The organism is Flavobacterium ustbae (assembly GCF_003946915.1).
GTDB classification, from domain to species: Bacteria; Bacteroidota; Bacteroidia; order Flavobacteriales; family Flavobacteriaceae; genus Flavobacterium; species Flavobacterium ustbae.
Map to the genome: position 1 here is coordinate 13,321 of NZ_RPOC01000023.1, position 19,211 is coordinate 32,531.

The 19,211-nt window shown below is 34.7% G+C and carries 18 protein-coding genes; 1 reads left to right on the forward strand and 17 read right to left on the reverse strand.

Features of this window, described 5'->3' with window-relative positions:
- Positions 1-117: 117 nt before the first annotated feature.
- The 4 genes from EG814_RS19400 to EG814_RS19415 all read right to left on the reverse strand — a co-directional run bounded on the left by EG814_RS19400 (position 118) and on the right by EG814_RS19415 (position 5,085).
- The gene (locus EG814_RS19400) at positions 118-2,526 is read right to left on the reverse strand and encodes a sensor histidine kinase (protein ID WP_125723534.1); all 2,409 of its coding nucleotides are present in this window, start codon (positions 2,524-2,526) and stop codon (positions 118-120) included.
- 182 nt (positions 2,527-2,708) lie between these two features.
- Positions 2,709-3,167, reverse strand: a complete 459-nt coding sequence (locus tag EG814_RS19405; protein ID WP_125723535.1) for an SRPBCC family protein — start codon at positions 3,165-3,167, stop codon at positions 2,709-2,711.
- 97 nt (positions 3,168-3,264) lie between these two features.
- Positions 3,265-3,906, reverse strand: coding sequence for a hypothetical protein (locus EG814_RS19410; RefSeq protein ID WP_125723536.1), 642 nt, complete (start codon positions 3,904-3,906; stop codon positions 3,265-3,267).
- A gap of 240 nt (positions 3,907-4,146) precedes the next feature.
- Positions 4,147-5,085: a ring-cleaving dioxygenase gene (locus EG814_RS19415; protein ID WP_125723537.1), complete on the reverse strand. Its 939-nt coding sequence runs from the start codon at positions 5,083-5,085 to the stop codon at positions 4,147-4,149.
- Between the two features lie 515 nt (positions 5,086-5,600).
- Between EG814_RS19415 and EG814_RS19420 the strand changes: the two genes are divergently transcribed.
- Entirely contained in the window at positions 5,601-7,175 is a 1,575-nt protein-coding gene (locus tag EG814_RS19420; RefSeq protein ID WP_125723538.1) for a sigma 54-interacting transcriptional regulator, read from the forward strand.
- 327 nt (positions 7,176-7,502) lie between these two features.
- Here the strand turns inward: EG814_RS19420 and EG814_RS19425 are convergent, their stop codons facing one another.
- The 13 genes from EG814_RS19425 to EG814_RS19485 all read right to left on the reverse strand — a co-directional run bounded on the left by EG814_RS19425 (position 7,503) and on the right by EG814_RS19485 (position 19,170).
- On the reverse strand, positions 7,503-7,856 hold the full coding sequence (locus EG814_RS19425) for a cupin domain-containing protein (RefSeq protein WP_125723539.1): 354 nt from the start codon (positions 7,854-7,856) through the stop codon (positions 7,503-7,505).
- Positions 7,856-8,476 (reverse strand): alpha/beta hydrolase, encoded by a 621-nt coding sequence (locus EG814_RS19430; protein ID WP_125723540.1) that lies wholly within the window; start codon positions 8,474-8,476, stop codon positions 7,856-7,858. The genes EG814_RS19425 and EG814_RS19430 overlap by 1 nt, the downstream gene beginning before the upstream one ends.
- Positions 8,477-8,876: 400 nt before the next feature.
- Positions 8,877-9,167, reverse strand: coding sequence for a GNAT family N-acetyltransferase (locus tag EG814_RS19435; protein WP_095929144.1), 291 nt, complete (start codon positions 9,165-9,167; stop codon positions 8,877-8,879).
- Between the two features lie 293 nt (positions 9,168-9,460).
- Positions 9,461-10,822, reverse strand: coding sequence for a sigma-54-dependent transcriptional regulator (locus EG814_RS19440; RefSeq protein WP_125723541.1), 1,362 nt, complete (start codon positions 10,820-10,822; stop codon positions 9,461-9,463).
- A 15-nt stretch (positions 10,823-10,837) separates the two neighbouring features.
- On the reverse strand, positions 10,838-11,770 hold the full coding sequence (locus tag EG814_RS19445; protein ID WP_125723542.1) for a sensor histidine kinase: 933 nt from the start codon (positions 11,768-11,770) through the stop codon (positions 10,838-10,840).
- A gap of 53 nt (positions 11,771-11,823) precedes the next feature.
- Positions 11,824-12,492, reverse strand: coding sequence for a YoaK family protein (locus EG814_RS19450; RefSeq protein ID WP_125723543.1), 669 nt, complete (start codon positions 12,490-12,492; stop codon positions 11,824-11,826).
- Positions 12,493-12,501: 9 nt separating this feature from the next.
- Complete coding sequence (locus tag EG814_RS19455; RefSeq protein ID WP_125723544.1) at positions 12,502-12,975, reverse strand: Dps family protein; 474 nt, start codon at positions 12,973-12,975, stop codon at positions 12,502-12,504.
- Positions 12,976-13,243: 268 nt separating this feature from the next.
- The gene (locus tag EG814_RS19460) at positions 13,244-13,678 is read right to left on the reverse strand and encodes a DoxX family protein (protein ID WP_125723545.1); all 435 of its coding nucleotides are present in this window, start codon (positions 13,676-13,678) and stop codon (positions 13,244-13,246) included.
- A gap of 11 nt (positions 13,679-13,689) precedes the next feature.
- On the reverse strand, positions 13,690-15,576 hold the full coding sequence (locus EG814_RS19465; protein ID WP_125723546.1) for an amidohydrolase: 1,887 nt from the start codon (positions 15,574-15,576) through the stop codon (positions 13,690-13,692).
- Between the two features lie 11 nt (positions 15,577-15,587).
- Positions 15,588-16,322: a M17 family peptidase N-terminal domain-containing protein gene (locus tag EG814_RS19470; protein ID WP_125723547.1), complete on the reverse strand. Its 735-nt coding sequence runs from the start codon at positions 16,320-16,322 to the stop codon at positions 15,588-15,590.
- A gap of 261 nt (positions 16,323-16,583) precedes the next feature.
- Entirely contained in the window at positions 16,584-17,876 is a 1,293-nt protein-coding gene (locus tag EG814_RS19475) for an alginate export family protein (protein WP_125723548.1), read from the reverse strand.
- Positions 17,877-18,079: 203 nt separating this feature from the next.
- Positions 18,080-18,712 (reverse strand): hydrolase, encoded by a 633-nt coding sequence (locus EG814_RS19480; RefSeq protein WP_125723549.1) that lies wholly within the window; start codon positions 18,710-18,712, stop codon positions 18,080-18,082.
- Positions 18,713-18,852: 140 nt separating this feature from the next.
- Positions 18,853-19,170 (reverse strand): phosphoribosylpyrophosphate synthetase, encoded by a 318-nt coding sequence (locus EG814_RS19485; protein WP_125723550.1) that lies wholly within the window; start codon positions 19,168-19,170, stop codon positions 18,853-18,855.
- Positions 19,171-19,211: the final 41 nt, after the last annotated feature.

The following is a 19,211-nucleotide window of genomic DNA, read 5'->3' on the forward strand; positions in this document are numbered from 1 at the left end:
AAAACTTTAGGATTATTCTTAAATTTAATTACACATTAGCCAACTATGTGAAAGAAATATTTTCTCTTTGACATCCTCAGATAAACATAAAATCTATGTTTCTATGTGTTTAAATTTCTATCTAAAATCCTTTTTAAAAGTCAACTGAAAACTTACGCCATTTTCGTTTGTAATAGACAAATCTCCTTCAAGCGTATTGCTTAAACCGTTTATAAGCGTCATTCCGAACGAATCGCTATTTTGCAATGCTTCGATATCCTGTATTCCAATTCCGTTATCAGAAATATGAAGCCTATAATAATCTTGCGAAATCTCAGATAATGCCAGACTGATTCTGGAATTTTCGGTATTTTTAAAAGCGTATTTTATCGAATTGGTAATGACTTCGTTAATAATTAATCCTAAAGCGATAGCCTGAGAAATATCTAATTCTATCGAGTCAACTTGAACTTTAAAATCGATATATTCGGCATTAAAAGACTCTTTTAAATATTCAACCAATTCATTGCAGTATTCCGGCATATCGATCATCGAAACATTATCTTCACGATACAATCTCTGATGAATCAGCGACATTGCATAAATTCTATTCTGGCTGTTTTTTATAGTAGAAATTGCCAAATCATCTTTTAAATAAGACGACTGTGAATTAAGCAGACTAATTACAGTTTGAAGATTGTTTTTTACACGATGATGAATTTCTTTCAAAAGCCATTCTTTTTCTTCTACCAAGCGTTCCAGCTTTATATTCTTTAGCTTAATTTCCTTTTCTTTTACTTGTAAACGGCTGGTATTGCGCTGTTTTATCTTCGCTCTATTGTATAATAAAATAATGATAATCAGCAGTAAAAATAAACTGCTGACAGAAATCATATTAAGAAGTCTGGACGATTGCAATTGACTTTTCTGAAGATTCGTTTGCTGTTTTAAAGATTTAATGTTTTGTATTTTGGCCGATGTTTCAAACTTAAATTTTAAATTTTCATAATCCCGATGCTTGGCAATATCATCAATCGAATCCTGAATTCGAGTATAATTTTTCATGTGATCGATCGCAGAAAGATAATTTCCGTTGATCGAATCAATTTTAAATAAAGAAAGTTCCAATTGCTGCGGATTAAAACCCTCTGTTTTTGGTTTTGTAATAGCAATAATTCGATCTGTAATCTCTTTTGCCTTTTGAGGTTTATTAATTTTGAGATAAAACAAAGCCATGATCGAAGAACAAGTCGCCACATCTTTGACAGCTTCTTTGTTTTTCAATTTCTTGGCATAAAAATCGACTTTTTCATAATTGTTTTCTGCCTCTTTAAATCTTGCTAATTCTTCGTAACAGCGCGCTTTAAGCTGATAAAAAATCATAAAATCGATGTCGTTTTTGGGTGGATATTTTTTGGAATTTGTTTCCAGATATTTTAAAGCTTCGGCATATTTAGAATTGTCCATTAAAGATCGTAAAGCTCCAAAAAAGCTTTTGTACCAAGTTCCTGCGTTTAATTCTTTCTGGTTGTACTCAATTCCTTTCTGATAAAATTTAAGCGCATCTTCATAGTAGCCCGTGCTAGTGTAAATGTTGCCCAAACGTATATAAAAACTGTCTGCAAAAGCGTAGTCTTTTGTTTTTTCCATTGAGCTAACGCTTTTCAAAGCATAATACAGGGAATTTCGTAAATTGTTATTCAGCAATTCGATATACGAAATGGTAGTCTCTGTATATTGCGTATGTAGAAAACCTATTTTTTTCTGAAGATGAAGACTAGTAAGAAGCTCTTTTTTGGCCAATTCCATTTTTCCAGTCCAGAAATGCACCGGAATTATTTTCATTAAGGTTTCAATTTCCTTTTCTTTATTTTCTGTTTTTTTGTAAATCTCACGAGCTTCGGCTAAAACAACTGCTTTTTCAGGATTATCATCTGGCATGTAAGTGCCTTGATTGTCTATCGCTTCGGCTAATAATTGATCGTTTTTTGTTTTTCTTGCTACGTTGACCAGCTGTGAAAAAATGGTACTGCTCAACTTCGTGTTTCCTGCTTGATAATAGTATTTAGCAAGAAGAAATTGAGATTGGAAAATCCATTTTTGAATATGGTTTTTTTCAGCCAGTTTTTGCGCCTTATGAATATACAAAAGCGCATTTTTCAAATCATTTTTTTTAGCGCCAGTTTTAAACAGATAAAAACTCCCAATCTGCAATGCCAGCTTGATCTGGTTAATGCTACTAAGTCTTGGCAGAAGCATTTCTGCACCGCGAACATAATTGTTGGTGATTAAATTATTTCCAGGAAAATCAGATCCGTCATTAAAACCTTCATCATTGGCAAGCGTGTAGGGCAAATTATGCGATTTGCAAGCCAAAATCATGGCGCTGTCAATATCTATAGAACCTTGATTAACGTTACGAAGATAAATCGCAACATTATGAAGCATCAATCTATCTTTCTGAAGCTTAAGTTTATCGGTTTTGTTTTGGCAAAAAGAGGGTGTGGTAAAGAAAGTTAGTAAAAGTAAGAAAATTACTTTTTTCATGTTTAGGAGTGTTTGGAAACGTAAAACTAAGCGTTTTAAAAGTGTTTAGAAAACATTTTTAACCATATTTTTTGCTTGAAAAAAGAATTTATGTGATGAAACAATTTCAAAAAAAAGCTGTCTAAAATCTAGACAGCTTTTTTTAAAATGTGATGTATTCTCAATAAGTGAGTTTCAGTTTTTTATTGCTCTGAAATTTCTTTTAATTTGTCCATAGCTTTTGGATACGTACTGTTGAAATAATCCAAATATTCCTCAATAGTATCCATTTCGACAGTTACCGTTGTAATACCGTTATTTTCTTCAAAAGTATAATTTTCATGTCCGCCGGCCCATTTTTCAACTTGTTCGCCAGTGGTTACTTCGGTATCTCCATCTAAAAAACCGTAATGGCGAATGGAAACAAATTGAGCAGGATTGTTTTCCTCAATTTCCGAAACCATTCCGGCTTTTTTACCGTTTTCATCTGTTCCAACAAAACGGATTTTACTTCCTTTGTCCCAACTGCCTTCATAAGTAGAAGTAGGGTTAAAAGTTTTGACCCAATATTCATAAGTGGCTTTGTCCTTTAAGCCGAGCATCGTTTCATATACCTTTTGAGCAGATGCATTTATTTCTTTTTTAAATTGTAATTTTTGCATGGCTTCTTTGTTTTTTTTCTATACTTTAAAGATATGTATTATTTTGATTATAAATGCCAAAACATTCTGATAATGATGTTGATAGCGCGCTATTGGGTTATTTATTTTCAATTCGTTTATAATGAAAAGCAGAATTATATGAAAACCCATCTCCGATTATAATTAGTAAAGCACCAGAAACATCAAAGGCATAATTTACTAAAAGGCCATTGTCTTTTGCTAAGCCAATTCTTGTCTTGTTACTAGTGAAACCGCCAAAAATAAAAGGAATTCCATTGCGTTTTACATACTTATTATCAAGATGAAAAAGTCCATTGTTTTTTAGTTTTCCACCGATTTCTGTGCTATCAATTTTTACGTCCTCTTTTTTAAATAAGAACTTGATTTTTTTATTATTTATAAATTTTAATTCAACGGAATATGTAGCTAAACTATCAAATTCAGTTTTATTTTTACTAACAAAATAATAGAAACTTCTCAATACAGCTTTGGATTTTATTATTTCAGGGTTACCGCTATGAGTATAACTTGTATCAGGAAAAAGTTCAAAACTACCTTCAAGCTTATTTAAATTTTTTTCGGTTATTTTGGTCTTATTTTTTTTTACTATTCTACTAGAAAAACTTGCGCAACTTGATAAAATCAGGGCTGAAATTAAAATAAGAATTATTGATTTCATTTGGTCTTTTTCTACAGTTTGAGTTTCTTTCGTTTTTGCTTGGTATAATGATGTCGACACTATATAGAGGTTTGTAACTAAATTAAGTTCATTGTTAAAATTTGCAAAATATCAAATATAAAAACATTTTTCTATAAGGTCTCTTGTCCTCAACAAGCCAGTACTACAATTTTTTAAAATTTTTTTAAAAAAAAATCTTACAAAAGTATGTTTCTTTTTAATCACAAACAAAAAAAGCCGTCCCAATAAGGACAGCTTTTTCAAAATAGTTGTGTTGTTTGGGTTAAACCAGTTTGGAAATTAATTAATTTTAACCAAATGCGCTTCAATAGCAGCTCTTTGAGACTCATATTGAGCTGGAAGTTTTAAGTTTTGACCTAATTCTTCTAAGCTTTCGTCTACAGTAAATCCAGGATTATCTGTTGCGATTTCAAATAAAACTCCTCCTGGTTCTCTGAAATATAGAGAGTGGAAATATTGTCTGTCAATTTGCGGCGTAATCTGTAATCCGTATTCTTCGATTTTTTCTCTGAATTTCATTAAAACTTCGTCATTCGGTACGCGGAAAGCCACGTGGTGAACAGTTCCGTTTGCGTTGAAACCGCGTTTTTCTTCTGGTAATTCTACCAAATCAACAATTGCAGCATTTTCTACAGCATCTGTTGCATAGCGGTAACGGTTTACATCCTGATCGATCAATTTATAACCAAATATTTCAGTTAAGATCGCAGCTGTTGGTTTAATATTGTTTAAAGTCAAAGTAATGTTGTGGAAACCTTTTGTAGCCACGTCTGCTTTTACTTCGTCAGTTTCCCAAGCTTTTCTTTTATCGTCTGTTTTAGATTCGATTAACTCTAATTTCAATCCGTCTGGATCTAAGAAAGTCAAATATTTTTCTCCGAATTTTTCAGCTGGTTTATTGTAAATTACGTTGTATTGTTCAAAACGTTTTTGCCAAAAATCAAGGCTTCCTTTTGGAACAGAATATCCAATTTCAGTTGCCATTCCCGAACCTTTTCTTCCTTGCTGGATTCCTGCTCCCCAAGGGAAAAAAGTTAGAATTGTTCCTGCGCTTCCTACTTCGTCACCAAAGTAAAAATGGTAGGTTCCCGGATCGTCAAAGTTTACTGTTTTTTTGATAAATCTTAATCCTAAAACTTTTGAATAAAAGTCAAAATTGCGTTTAGCGTCACCTGCAATTGCAGTAATATGGTGTAAGCCTAAAATTTTATTTTCCATGGTATTTGTTATATTAAATTGTTATTGATTTTCTTTTACAAATTTACGCCCGTTATGCTTCTGGATCGATTAACCTAGATTAAGAAATAAAAAGGCATTGTTTTTGAAAAACGCTAGAGATTAACCAAATAACATTCCGATTTTAAAAAGGCTTTGAAAAACAAGACGTTTAGATTAATAATAAGTTTTAATAGATACGATATATCGTAATTTTATGAAATGGAAAAGGCATATTTAGAAAATGTTAGTTGCAGAGATGATTTTAACGCATAGAAACATTCCCGATAGCTATCGGGATTAAAATGTAAAAGGCGTTTCACTTATTTAAATGCACATAGCAAACTATGTGTGAGAAATGAATTTCTCTTTTGCCTCCTCTGATAGGCAAAAAAATCTATGTTTCTATGTGTTAAAATTATATCTCGTTCAATTTAGCGCAATCGATTAGCTATTTACTAAAGCCTATTTCTTAATTTTACGCTTTCAGTCCCAAAAAAATCCACAAGAAATACCTTATGCAAAAGCCGACAGATAACACTGCAATTACACAACGACTGCAGGAAAGAGAAAGAGAACAAATGCTGATTATGGATATTTGTACAGCGCTTTCTCAGGCTTTAAACAAAAATGAATTTGGCACTATTGTAAATACGTTGCTAAAAGAAAACCTTCAGTTTAATAATTTTGTTATAGCTTCTTCTTATGACAGCAAAGCCGAATATCGAATTTTCTATTCAACAGATAAAAGTACAGATTCAAAAAGCTATCCCGAAAAAGATTCTTTTTTCGATCGCTGTACAGATTCTGCCGATATTGTTTCTTTTGACTTAAAATCAGATTTGAAAAGTCCAGATTACATTCAGAATATTTGTGAAAAAGGTTTTAGAAACGGAATCGGAATTGGGCTTCCTTATATAAAAGGGAATCGAAATGTGCTTTTTCTTTTCTTCAAAAATGCCCAAACTTTCAGCAGAGAATCTAGCCGTATTTTAAAAGGAATTGCCACACAGTTATCTATTACGATTAGGAATATTGAATTGACAACTCAAAACGAAACTGTTTTTGCTGAACTGGAAATACTGAAAAAGAATATTTCAAAAAAAAGAGAGGAAAAAACTACGTCGCAAAATGAAGATTTTCAAGGAATTATAGGAAGCAGCGATGCGATGAAAGAAGTTTACGAATTGATTTCGCAAGTAGCCTTTTCTAATTCTACCGTTTTAATTTTGGGAGAAACGGGAACAGGAAAAGAACTTGTGGCAAACGCTATTCACAGTTTGTCTGAGGTTTCAAACCAAAAAATGATTAAAGTAAATTGTGCTTCTATCCCTGAAAGTCTAATTGAAAGCGAATTATTCGGACACGAAAAAGGTGCTTTTACAGGCGCAACAGAACAGCGAATCGGGAAGTTTGAACAAGCTGAAAACAGCACGATTTTTTTAGATGAAATAGGGGAGTTGCCTTTAGAATTGCAGGGAAAACTGCTTCGGGTTTTGCAGGAAAAAGAAATTGAAAGAGTTGGCGGAAACAAAAGCATTAAAGTAAATGCTAGAGTGATCGCCGCAACCAACAAAGTTTTAGAAAAAGAAGTTGCAGAAGAGCGTTTTAGAAGTGATTTGTATTACCGATTAAATGTTTATCCGATTTGTCTGCCTGCTTTGCGTGATCGTAAAGAAGATATTGTCGTTTTGGGAAATTTTTTCTTGAAAAAACATGCTGAAAAAATGGAAAAGAATATAAGAGGTTTTTCTAAAAAAGTCCAAAAAAGCATGATAGCTAATGCTTGGCTCGGAAATGTCCGCGAATTGGAAAACATGATAGAAAGAAGCATTTTGTTTGCCAAAGACGATAAGATCAAAGAAATGATTTTTCCAGAAATTGCAATTGCAAGTCCAGGTAATTTAGTAAATGAATTTTATACCAAAACACTTCAAGAAGTAGAAAAAGAACACATTCTAAAAGTCCTAAAAAAATGCAACGGACGAATTTCTGGTCCGCAGGGCGCGGCTGTTTTGCTTGGTTTGCCTTCTACAACACTAGCTTCTAGAATGCGAAAGCTAGGAATTAAAAAAGAGCACTTTCTGAATTGATTTTTTTTGGAGCGGATTTTTAAACACATAGAGACATTCCCGATAGCTATCGGGATTGAAACGTATAAAAGGCGTTTCACTTTCAATAATACACAAAACACTACTTGCCAACTTTATTAAAGTTCTAAATTAGACAAAGTTCTCACAAAGAAATACGCAAACTACTATGTGTTAGAAACTAGTTTCTTTCTTTATCCTTTTAGAAGCAAAGAAAATCTATATTTCTATGTGTTTAAAAAACATTTTTCAACTTTGTTATAGTTTAAAACTTTGACAAAGTTCGAGCAGAAACTTGAAACTTGAAACTTGAAACTTGAAACAAAGTCTTTAAACCAACTTTATAAATATCGATTTTCGCAATTTTGGCTCAAGGTTTTTGGTCTTGTGTCCTTTTCCAGTGGTATCTTCCACCAATAAAATTGAACCAGTCGGAAAGGTTCTTTTTTCTCCTAAAGAAGTTTCGATTTCTACACCGCCTTCCAGTAAAACAATATATTGGCGGTCTGGCGCATTGTGAAAATCGTAATCATAAGAGGGACTCACTTCTCTAAAAACAATAGATTTTACCGGTTGATCATCAGATAAAAAACCGATGTCGCCATTGTTTTTCAACGGAACTTCAAAGTCTTCAAAATGACTTTCTCCGTTGGCATCGCTGTAAACACGAGTTATCGTAATCATTATTTTTTATTGAAAATTAATGCATTAGCACAATTAATTTCATCTTGACTGATGGTGTGTCCCATGTTCGGGTAGATTTTTTTAGTAACATCAGCACCCATTTTTTCCATAAGCGTTTCAGTATCATTGACCCTTTCTACAGGAACGTGAAAATCTGGATCGCTTGTTCCTATAAAAACAGGCGTGTTTTCGAAATTACCAGCATAATGGTTTTCATATACTTTATCGCCAATTAATCCGCCTGTGAAAGCTACAATTCCGCCATATTTTGCTGCATTTCTCGTAGTGAATTCCAAAGCAAGACAAGCCCCTTGAGAAAACCCTAAGAAATAAATATTTTCTTTTTCGATTCCGTTTTGCTGTATTGCCACTACAACTTGATGTATTGCTTCTAATGATTTTGAAAACGAAGGTTCATTTTCGTCCAGTGGAGCTAAAAACGAATACGGATACCAAGTGCTGTTTTCGGCCTGAGGCGCGACCAAAGCAAAATCATCAACTTTAAGATGTCTCGCAAGCGAAAGTATATCATGAGCGTTGGCACCGCGTCCGTGTATCATAACCAACGCTTTTTTAGCTTCATTTAATGGAATACCGTCTGTTAAAATTTCTGTATTCATAGTATATTTTTTTTATTTTTTTAGTGAATTTGGTTTTACGCAGATTTTTATTCTTTGCGTATAATTTGTTTCACGCAGATTTTTAAAGATTCTAGCAGATTAGAATAGATTTTATTTTAAGAAATCTGCGCAAATCTTTTAGACAATCAAAATCTGCATTATCTGCTAAATCTGCGTGAAAAAAAACTTTGCGCATAGATTTGTTTCACGCAGATTTTAAAAGATTCTAGCAGATTAAAATAGATTTTATTTTAAGAAATCTGCTAGATCTTTTTTCGATAAAGGAAATCTCAAATATCTGCTAATCCCGATAGCTATCGGGAGCGTGAAATAAACTGCCAATCTTGGTCGATTTACTAGTGCGATCCTTCCTTCGTCAGGATGACAAACTTTGAGTATATTATTTCTTCCAAATATCCTCGTATTCGTCTGGATGTCTTTTAAATTGCGCGTGAACGTAAGGACAAAGCGGTAAAACTTTTAAATTATTAGCACGTACATAAGAAACCATTTCTTCTAAAAGCTTTTTAGCATAACCTTTTCCTTCTGCTTCTGGCTCAACACCTGTATGGTAAACCGTCAGTAAATCTGGTTTGATGCTTACCGTCATTTCTCCCAGTTTTTTATCGTCGACATAAAGATTAAAAGCTCCATGTTTTTTCTCGTCTAATTCTAGTTTTATTGTTTCCATCTTTTTGGCTTTAGTTGTTTTATAAGGACAAAGTTCGATAAGTAGTCGGTTAAGTCTTCTTAATGTAGATTAATTTCTTTTGGTTGCTTTTGCCCGTGCAGAATTTACGCAAAGCTCGCTAAGATTTTTTATTAAAAGCTTAAGCGGAATCTAGATATTAAGTTCGCAAAGCTTTGTGCAGACAAAGCTTTGCGAACTTTTAATTCTTAATTAAACCTTTAAAAACTTAGCGTTCTCTGCGAAAATCCTTTGCGCACTTTGCGTAAACCTTTGCGGTTAAATCAATAAGCAATTTAATTATATCCCTGCTTAATTCCTAATTTTTTCATTTTAGAATACAAAGTCTGCGGCTGCATTTTTAAAAGTTCGGCTGCACCGCCATTACCAGAAACCTTGCCGTTACAGAGCTGAAGCGCATTCATTATATGTTCTTTCTCCATTTCTTCCATTGACTTTAATTTGTCAGAGCCAATTTGCGAGGAGAAAGCCGAAGTGCTAGAAGGAAGCTCAAAATTTTCAATTTCGTTTGTTTTGGCGAGAAGCACATTTCGTTCAATCAAATGTTCTAATTCTCGCACATTTCCAGGCCAATTGTATTTTTTTAATTGTTCTAAAGCTTTTGCACTTATGCTATTGACATTTTTTCTAGAATTTGCTGCATACTTTTTAAGAAAGTATTGTGCCAGTATTTCAATATCTTCTTTTCGTTCTCTTAAAGACGGCAACTGTATCGGAAATACATTTAAACGGTAATACAAATCAAGCCTAAAGCGCCCTTCGGCAACTTCTTTTTCTAGCGATCTGTTGGTGGCTGCTACAATACGAACATTGATTTTTATCGTTTTATTTCCTCCCAAACGCTGAATTTCTTTTTCCTGTAAAACACGCAATAATTTCACTTGAGAATCGAGTGGCAGTTCTCCAATTTCATCCAGAAAAATGGTTCCATTATTGGCTTGTTCAAACTTTCCAATTCGTAACGCATTCGCGCCCGTAAAAGCACCTTTTTCATGTCCGAAAAGTTCCGATTCTATTAAAGACTGCGGTAAAGCGGCGCAGTTTACCACCACAATCGGGTTCGATTTATGTGCTGAAAGTTCATGTATGGCGTGTGCTGCTCTTTCTTTTCCTGTACCGCTTTCGCCTAAAATAAGCACAGAAGTTTCGGCTGGAGCCACAATTTTTATTTTTTCTATAACATCATTCAAAAGCGGACTTTGACCAATAATTCCTTTGATTTCTTGGGCTTCAGTATGGAATTGGTTTACAGCCAAATCTGCTTTTTCCTGATCAAAGCGATAACGGGCAATGTCAAGCATTACAATAAGATCTTTTTCTCTAAAAGGTTTTACCATAAAACCATACGGATGCGTAGCTTTTACGGCTTCTAAAGTGCTTTGATTGGTATTGGCAGAAATGTACAGAAAAGGCAGATTTTTTTCGCGAAGTTCATTTGCGAGATCAATTCCGGTTAATTCTCCTTTTAAAATAATATCCAATAAAATCCAATCCGGACTTTTATCTTCGATTAATTTTCTAGCTTGAGCCACAGAAGCGGCAATTCCAACCACTTGATAACCTGCTTTGTGCAGCATGATTTTCAAATCATTTGCAACTATAAATTCATCTTCAACAATTAGTATTTTCTCCTTCATCTATAATGATATCATTTAAGAGTTTTCTATCGTTTCTTCAAACTCCGTTTTTCTTGTAAAGGTAATAGTGATTTTTAATCCTTGATCATTTTTTATATCAAAAATGCCGTCAATCTGGTCGGTTAATCCTATTATTAAATTCATGCCGAGTGAATTCCTTTCGATATTTTCAAACTTTTTCGAAAGCCCAATTCCATTATCAGAAATCTGAAGTTTATAGTTTTTTTCGCCGATGTTTTTAAGAACAATGCTTATTTTTCCTTTTCGATCGTCGGGAAAAGCATATTTTATGGCATTGCTTACGGCTTCATTTATAATCAATCCGATGGGAATAGCTTGAGCAACATCGAGATAGGTTTTTTCTACTTCTAAAATAAAATTAATTTTTTCGGCTGTTCGAAAACAATCTTTCATGCAATTGATTAATTCGTGCACATACCAATCCATATTAATATTCGCCAGATTATCAGATTGATATAATTTCTGATGAATGAGTGACATTGCATGCATTCTGTGCTGGCTGTTTTTTATGGCCATTAATGCATCTTCGTTATGCAAATAAGCCGATTGCGCATTTAATAAACTTATGACAATCTGAAGGTTGTTTTTTACTCGATGATGAATTTCTCTGAGAAGCCATTCTTTTTCTGTGAGCAGTTTTTTGTTAAGTTCGTTTAACTCCAGAATCTGATGGCGCTGAATGTCTATTTCTTCGTTTTTCTTCTTTTTTAATCTAAAAGCGCTGTACAAAAGCAATAGAAAGAGAAATCCAACTAAAATATTTTGGTACAGCGCTGTTTGTTGAGCGTCATTTTCTGAAGCCGTTATTTTTGGAGAAAGCAGATTTTGATTTTTCTGACCCATACCCGTATTTCCAAGCAAAAGCAAACCCATTATGCATAAGGCACGAAAGTATTTTTTGATGGATAGAATAGGGATGAAGGTCATTTTTTTAAGATTTTATAGTATCATAAATCTGCAATCCAAAAATGAGCATTTTTCTAGCTTTCTCTGTGATATAAGTAGCAAATAATCATGGCGGCTCCAGGCACGATTAAAGTTCCTAATCCGAAGAACTTTCCGGCAACAGCTCCAAGAAAACATCCTGCCAAAAATCCGATTAAGGTAACCAGCTGTTTTTTAAAACTTAAAAATACTTCAGCATCTTTAAGTCCGTTTTTTAGCAGATTGCCCAAATCTAGAGAAGCCTGAGTTACATTTCCTGTCATCATCGTTGTTGGGCCGTGGGTTTCTTTAGCGTAAAGCTTTCCAAAAGCATTCTGAAGTCCCATTGCAAAAACCGTTGTCATGGCAACAGTATACATTGTCCATTCTTCGAAGTTTTGTAAATAACCAAAAACGTATGATGCAATACCGCTTAAAACCAATAAAACACCTTCCCAAAACAAAATGGTATAACGATTAGTAGCCTTTTGCGCTATTCTTCCTCCTGTAATTACCGCGATGATAAAAATGGGAAAAGTAAGCAGTTTTACCCACGCATGTATATCTGAACCTTTGACAATTTGATAAGCAAATACGATAAAGTTACCCGTTACGTGTGCCGAAAATATCGAATCAGCAGCGACAAAAGTGACGGTATCGCAATACCCTGCGATCATGGTTAGAAGCAGGGTTACGTACCAAATATTTTTTTGTTGAATTTCCATAATTTGTTTTTAGTTTAAATGTGCGCGAAGCATCCACGCCATTTTTTCATGATTTTCTACTAATCCTGTAATAAAATCGCTTGTTCCTGCATCTTGCAAGTCGTTGGCAATAAGATTGATATTTTCTCTCAAATAAATAATGATGCTTTCGTGATCTATAAGCAATTCTTTGATAAAGCCATTGCTGTCGTTTTTCTCTTGTAATTCTTCTGTAAGATGTGTCAGAGCAAGAAAATCTTTTAACGTTGCTGGCGTGTAATGACCTAAAGATCTGATTCTTTCTGCAACAGTATCTACAATCTCGTCAATGGCGTCGTATTGCTGTTCAAAGAAAAGGTGTTTGTTATAAAAATCTGGGCCTTCAACGTTCCAGTGCGCTCTTTTTGTTTTGGTATAAAGTACAAATTCGTCTGCAAGAACTTTAGCCAAAATAGCGGCAATTTTTGAGATGTTTTCTTGTTTGATTCCGATGTTTGTTTTCATTTTTAATTTGGGTTTAATATTTAATTTTTTATGGTAATTTTAAATAAATGAAACACATAGAAACAGAGATTTCTTTGCTTTTAAAAAAGGATACAAAAAGAAACTAGTTTCTAACACATAGTCCTTTGTGTAGTTCTTTGCGAAAACTTTGTCAAACTTTTAAACTTTGACAAAGTGGCAATCTCTATTTGTATTTATGCAAGTGAAACGCCTTTTATGCGTTTTTAATCCCGATAGCTATCGGGAATGTTTCTATGTGTTTAAAAAATTAATTGTTTAATAATTCTAGCAAATAATAATCGAGCGAATATGTTCCTGCGCCAAGCGCAAGAAGTAATAACAGCGATAAAGTGTACATATAAGGTATGTCGCGCACTTCGAGCGAATCGTTTCTGTGAACCACAAAATAGCCAACTGCCGTTACACCAATTGTTGGGAGAACCGCAAGTCTTGTCCCGATTCCGAGAATAATGAAAAACGGAATTACAGTATCTGAAAATGTTGCTACCAGACCGTTTAGTTTTTCAGGCAAGTGCAACGGATTCGGAACGTGTTCTTTCTGTCCGTTTTCGACTCTGAATTTTTTCATTCCATGAACTCTGAAAAGTTCGACAGCCAGTAGCACTCTAAAGACTAAAAGCGCTGCATTGTTGAATGCTGTTCCTAAATCAGAATGGAGGATTTGTTTTATAATTTCGATCATTTTTTTGAAATTTAGAAAGCAAAGCAAGAACAGCCTAAAGCGCCCCAGAATGCATTATAATTGTTTACTGGAACATTGCTCATTCGCGCCGCATCGTGATTGTGTAAGTGAACATCACAACTTCCGCTGCAACTGTGAATCTGCGAAGTCAGTTTAGGTTTTGCATCTGCTTTTGCATTTTTTTCAATCGCGCTCTGCAAACCGCTTCTTACTGGATATCCGTTGTAAATATTGGTTGGCGACCAATCTGGTAAAATCGGAATATGAGGAGGTGAGAACGAAGAAAAATCTCCATTAGCATACACAATTTTTCCGTCGACAATAGTTAAATCAGCTTCAATTTTTTTGATGTCTTCGTCATCGATTGTAAAATAATCGCGGTCTAAAACTACTAAATCAGCAAACATTCCAACTTTAATATCTCCTTTTTTATTCTGCTCTTGCGAAAACCAAGCGCTTCCTCTAGTGTACAATTCTAAAGCAGTTTGTCTGTTCAATCTCGTCTCATTATACAATTGCAAACCTCCAACGGTTTTTCCAGCGGTCATCCAATACATAGAAACCCATGGATTGTAACTGCTCACACGTGTGGCATCAGAACCCGCACCAACTGGAACTTCCATTTCAATCATTTTCTTGATTGGCGGTGTATTTTCAGCTGCTTTTGCTCCGTAACGATCGGTGAAATATTCACCTTGATACGCCATTCTGCTTTGTACAGCGATTCCGCCACCTAGCGCTTTTACGCGTTCAATATTTCTTTCGTCTATTGTTTCAGCATGATCAAAAATCCACGGCAATCCGTTGAACGGAACGTCTTGATTGATTTTTTCGAAAACATTCAAAAATCTTGTAATACTTTCGTTATAAGTGGCATGAAGTCTGAAAGGCCAACGATTTTCTACTAAAAGGCGAACGACTTTTTCTAGTTCGGCTTCCATATTTTCAGGAAGATCTGGTCTTGGCTGAAGGAAATCTTCAAAATCGGCAGCAGAGAAAACAAGCATTTCACCCGCTCCGTTATGACGGTACATATCATTTCCCTGATATAATTTTACTGTATCAATCCAATCCGAGAAATCTTCAAACTCGTGTTTTGGTTTCTGAGTAAAAAGATTGTAGGCAATTCTTACCGTCAATTGCTTCTTTTCATTCAGTTCATTCACGACTTTATAATCGTCTGGAAAATTCTGAAATCCGCCTCCCGCATCAATAACACTTGTGATTCCGAAACGGTTCAATTCTTTCATAAAATGTCGAGTCGAATTAATCTGATGTTCGTAAGAAAGCGTTGGACCTTTTGCTAAAGTCGAATACAAAATCATCGCATTTGGAGTCGCAATAATCAATCCTGTTGGTTCTCCATTTGAATCGCGTTCGATATGTCCTCCTGGAGGCGCAGGCGTATTTTTGTTGTAACCAACTGCTCTTAAAGCTGCTCTGTTCATAAGTGCTCTGTCGTACAAGTGCAAAATAAAAACAGGAGTATCAGGCGCAATGGCATTGATTTCTTCTAGAGTTGGCATTCTGCGTTCGGCAAACTGAAATTCTGTCCAGCCGCCCACGACACGAACCCATTGCGGATTTGGAGTGCGATCAACTTGCTCTTTTAGCATTCGAAGTGCATCTGCCAGAGAAGGAACACCATCCCAACGCAATTCTAAGTTATAGTTTAATCCGCCTCGAATAAGGTGAATATGCGAATCATTAATCCCCGGAACAACTCTTTTATTTTGAAGATCAATGATTTTGGTTTCTTCAGCAGCAAAAGTCATGATGTCGCTGTCGTTTCCAACTGCAATAAATTTCCCGTCTTTAATTGCAACTGCTGTCACATTTGGCGTTTCTGCATTGAAACTATGGATTTTTCCATTAAATAAAATTAAATCTGCTTTCATAATTCCATTGTTTATTTAGTATTCAACTTTGCAATTGCTTGCTTAATTCCTTCTCCTGCAACCGTATAATAAGCAGGGCCAGCCAATAAGATTATTTTCTTTAAAGGTTTGTGTGTGGCTAATTTTTTATCTTGTAGATATGTTTCCGTTCTATACGCTTCAAAAGAACCTAAAACCACATTTTCGGCAACCAAAGCTGTTGGAGAATCAATTCCTGCATCTTTAATATCGCTTGCAAAAGAATAATTGGAAACGTCTAAACGTAGAGCTTCGCGCATGGCTGTGCTTCCAACACTGATCATTAAATCAGGAGAAAATTTGGTACGATCTCCCAATCCGATTAATAATAATTTTTTGGATGCTAAAGTGCCTTTTGGAGGCGTAATCAATAAAGTTTCAAGTGAATGACCTGTAAATTTGCCGCTTTTGCGCAGTTCAGTAATAATGCCTTTTAGCGCGTCGTCTAAATGTACCATTCCGTTAAGGTTGGCAGGCTGGGCAGGAGGGTTGGTAATGTCACCTTCTGTATATTCAAAAACGCAGGCAACTTGTAAGTCAGCTTCTGCTGCAGATGGTCCCTGAACCAATCCGTTTACTGCAATTCCGTCTACTTTCCCCCAAGTTGTAGTCGAACCAATTGAAGCTGTTTGTGCAAAAGCATTGTTACTAAGCGAGCCTGCAAATGTTATAATTAAAAGCATCAGATACGAATATCTCAATCTGTATTTTGATGTGTTTGTTTTCATTGCTAAGGGTTTAGTTGTATTATTTTGAATTTTATTTAAACACATAGAAACATAGATTTTCTTTATTTTGATAAAGGATAAAGAAAGAAACTAGTTTCTAACACATAGTCCTATCTGAAAAGTTTTGCGAGAACTTTGTCAAAGTTTTAAACTTTGACAAAGTTGATTACTGTTGATACTATGTGTATTATTACAAGAGAAACGCCTTTTATTCACTCCTAAAAGCTATGTTTCTATGTGTTAAAAATTAATTTTTTTGTTTTAAAATTTGAACCCGAGTTGGACATTAAAGAAAATACCGTCTTTAGCATTCGGAGTAATATCGTTGATAAAGGCGCCAGTTTTGAAATACTGAAACCCGTTTGAAATGGATATATATTTATTGATATTGTAGGATAAACTAGCCAAATAAGCTGTTCCAATGTATCGTTTGTCTGACATGCTTCCTAAACGATTTAGGCTTCCGCCTGGCCTGTAAACACCGTCTTGGAGTGAATAACGCCAATTGAAAACTACATCAAGCTGCAGCTGTAAGTTCGAAAGCAGATCCATCGTGGCATAAGGATGAATATCAATCAAGTTGACTGGCCCAATTTGTGGATTAAACCCAAAATAACCTCCTTTAGGAAAAAGCGGATTAAAGGTCTGCAAATCGCCGTCGCTTTGAGTCTTATCTCCCGAGATATAATCGTTTCTAAGATTTATCGTAGGTTTAAATTTGGTATTTTCAAACATATATCCAACGTCTATAGAACCTGTCCAAGCATTTATATTTCCCGAACCAAAAGTGCCAAATTGGTAGGCTGCTTCTAGATTGTAAATAAAACCGCCTCCGTATTTCCAGAATCTTGTGCCAATAGTATGTCTTCTTTCCGGAGCAATTCCTTCTTCAAAAACAGATCGATCTCTTCGTATTCCGAGATAATACAAATCAAGATTTCCTGCTTTTGGAATAATTATTTTAGAATAACCTCCCCAGAGATTCAGCTGTTTGGACATTTTATTATCAAAAACACCCGAATTCACAACATCCTGCATCATAGCAAAAGCATCGATGTAAAGCCTTTCAGACGCATACATTATTTTTCCTCCAGTAAAATACAATCGGTCATTTCGCCCTTCCTGTACAGAAATTAATCGTCCAGAACCGTAGTCAAGTTCTTGTCTTCCAGCTCTGATGATTATTTTTTTATCTTCTTTTTGATATACATTCAGATCCAAAAAAAGATTTTGCACATTCAGCTGATCTTGATCTGTACCTATCGTTCCGTTGAATATTCCATCTTGCAATGCGCTTCTAAGCTGTGCAAAGACTCTGAAATTTTTTCCGAGATGAATATCAGCATGAAGATCATAGCGCTGCAATATAAAATTGTTGCTGCCAGTATCAAATCTTCCCCAGTCTTCATTATTGAAATAAACATATTCATATCGAGCTTCGCCGCCAACTGACATGTAAAAATCTTTTTCTTGATTTAACGGAATGAATTTTAATCGTCCGTAAAAGTTTCTATTCGAGTCTTTTAAAAATTCATAATTTTCATCATAACGCATCAGCTTAAAATTTTGAGCCGACGCAAAGGTTCCAAAAAAGAGGAAAAGAAAAAGTATTTTGGCGTTTGATATGGATTTTGTTGATTCCAAAATAATGAAGGCTTAGAAGATTTTTGTTTTATTTGTTTCAAGTTTCAGGTTTCAAGTTTCAAGTTTGAGGTTTGACATTGAAATTGAAATTGAAATTGAATTTTGAAATTGATTTAGTGTTTCAACATGTTGTGCGCATAGTGAATTCCTAGACCATAAGAACCACCATATTTCTTCATTAAAGAAGTTACAGGACCGTAAGTTGCTTCGCGTGCCCAATCTCTCTGAAGTTCTAATAAATATTGAATAGAAGTAATTGGAATTGCTCCGGCTTGAATCATTCTTTGTACAGAACGTTCGTGAGCTTCAACGCTTACATCACCGCATGCATCTGTAATAATGTAAACTTCGTAACCTTCTTCGATTGCCGATAAAGCTGGGCCAACAATACATACACCAGTCCAAAGTCCAGCAAGAACAATTTTTTTCTTATTTTTTGCTACAATTGCTTTATAAGCATTTTCATCTTCCCAAGTATTCATTGAAGTTCTGTCAATATATCCAGAAGTAGCGATTGGATAAAATTCTTCAACTTCAGGAAAAACTGGTCCAGAGAAGCTTTCTTCAGCCACAGTAGTTACAACTGTTGCTACATCAAAGATTTTTGATGCTCCAGCTACAATTGCCACATTGGTACGTAATTCGCTTAATGGAATGTTGTGTGTTGCAAAGGCCATTTGTCCTTCAAAATCGATTAATACTAATGCGTGATTATCTGGTGATAATAAATTTGCTGATGGTTTCATATTATTTGTTTTTAAAATTTATAAATTGGTTTTTGGCTAATAAAATGCCATATTTTTAATTTGCTGCAGAACACTATTTTAGGTTCTAGGGAACGAAAAATTACTAACGATATATCGTAATTTTATTAAGGAGTTTGAAATTAATGGGTAGAAAGTTTCTTAATCATTTCGGCAGAAACAGTGTCGGCATAAATTCCGAAAGCGCTTGTTAAAACACCTTTTAGATTGTAGATTTCAGATTTAATTCCGTAAACAATATCTTCATCTCCAGGATTCGTATCGCCTTCAAATCGGAATAAATATTCAATCTTGAATTCTTCTGGTGACATGCTCTGCGTGTTGTTGTTGTAACGAATGCAGTTGCTGTCCAGATTAAAGTTTTCTGTAAAACCTTGTGTGCTCAGCCATTGCAAAGCTTCTACAACGGTATCAAAAGAGGGTTGCTGAAAATAACTCATAATTGAAGAGGATTAAAACTGCCTGTAAACAACCTTTACAG

Excerpts from the sequence above, each read along its gene's own strand:
- EG814_RS19400 (WP_125723534.1), bottom strand. The coding sequence starts at position 2,526 with ATGAAAAAAGTAATTTTCTTACTTTTACTAACTTTCTTTACCACACCC.
- EG814_RS19405 (WP_125723535.1), bottom strand. The coding sequence starts at position 3,167 with ATGCAAAAATTACAATTTAAAAAAGAAATAAATGCATCTGCTCAAAAG.
- EG814_RS19415 (WP_125723537.1), bottom strand. The coding sequence starts at position 5,085 with ATGGAAAATAAAATTTTAGGCTTACACCATATTACTGCAATTGCAGGT.
- EG814_RS19420 (WP_125723538.1), top strand. The coding sequence starts at position 5,601 with ATGCAAAAGCCGACAGATAACACTGCAATTACACAACGACTGCAGGAA.
- EG814_RS19425 (WP_125723539.1), bottom strand. The coding sequence starts at position 7,856 with ATGATTACGATAACTCGTGTTTACAGCGATGCCAACGGAGAAAGTCAT.
- EG814_RS19430 (WP_125723540.1), bottom strand. The coding sequence starts at position 8,476 with ATGAATACAGAAATTTTAACAGACGGTATTCCATTAAATGAAGCTAAA.
- EG814_RS19435 (WP_095929144.1), bottom strand. The coding sequence starts at position 9,167 with ATGGAAACAATAAAACTAGAATTAGACGAGAAAAAACATGGAGCTTTT.
- EG814_RS19440 (WP_125723541.1), bottom strand. The coding sequence starts at position 10,822 with ATGAAGGAGAAAATACTAATTGTTGAAGATGAATTTATAGTTGCAAAT.
- EG814_RS19445 (WP_125723542.1), bottom strand. The coding sequence starts at position 11,770 with ATGACCTTCATCCCTATTCTATCCATCAAAAAATACTTTCGTGCCTTA.
- EG814_RS19450 (WP_125723543.1), bottom strand. The coding sequence starts at position 12,492 with ATGGAAATTCAACAAAAAAATATTTGGTACGTAACCCTGCTTCTAACC.
- EG814_RS19455 (WP_125723544.1), bottom strand. The coding sequence starts at position 12,975 with ATGAAAACAAACATCGGAATCAAACAAGAAAACATCTCAAAAATTGCC.
- EG814_RS19460 (WP_125723545.1), bottom strand. The coding sequence starts at position 13,678 with ATGATCGAAATTATAAAACAAATCCTCCATTCTGATTTAGGAACAGCA.
- EG814_RS19465 (WP_125723546.1), bottom strand. The coding sequence starts at position 15,576 with ATGAAAGCAGATTTAATTTTATTTAATGGAAAAATCCATAGTTTCAAT.
- EG814_RS19470 (WP_125723547.1), bottom strand. The coding sequence starts at position 16,322 with ATGAAAACAAACACATCAAAATACAGATTGAGATATTCGTATCTGATG.
- EG814_RS19475 (WP_125723548.1), bottom strand. The coding sequence starts at position 17,876 with ATGCGTTATGATGAAAATTATGAATTTTTAAAAGACTCGAATAGAAAC.
- EG814_RS19480 (WP_125723549.1), bottom strand. The coding sequence starts at position 18,712 with ATGAAACCATCAGCAAATTTATTATCACCAGATAATCACGCATTAGTA.
- EG814_RS19485 (WP_125723550.1), bottom strand. The coding sequence starts at position 19,170 with ATGAGTTATTTTCAGCAACCCTCTTTTGATACCGTTGTAGAAGCTTTG.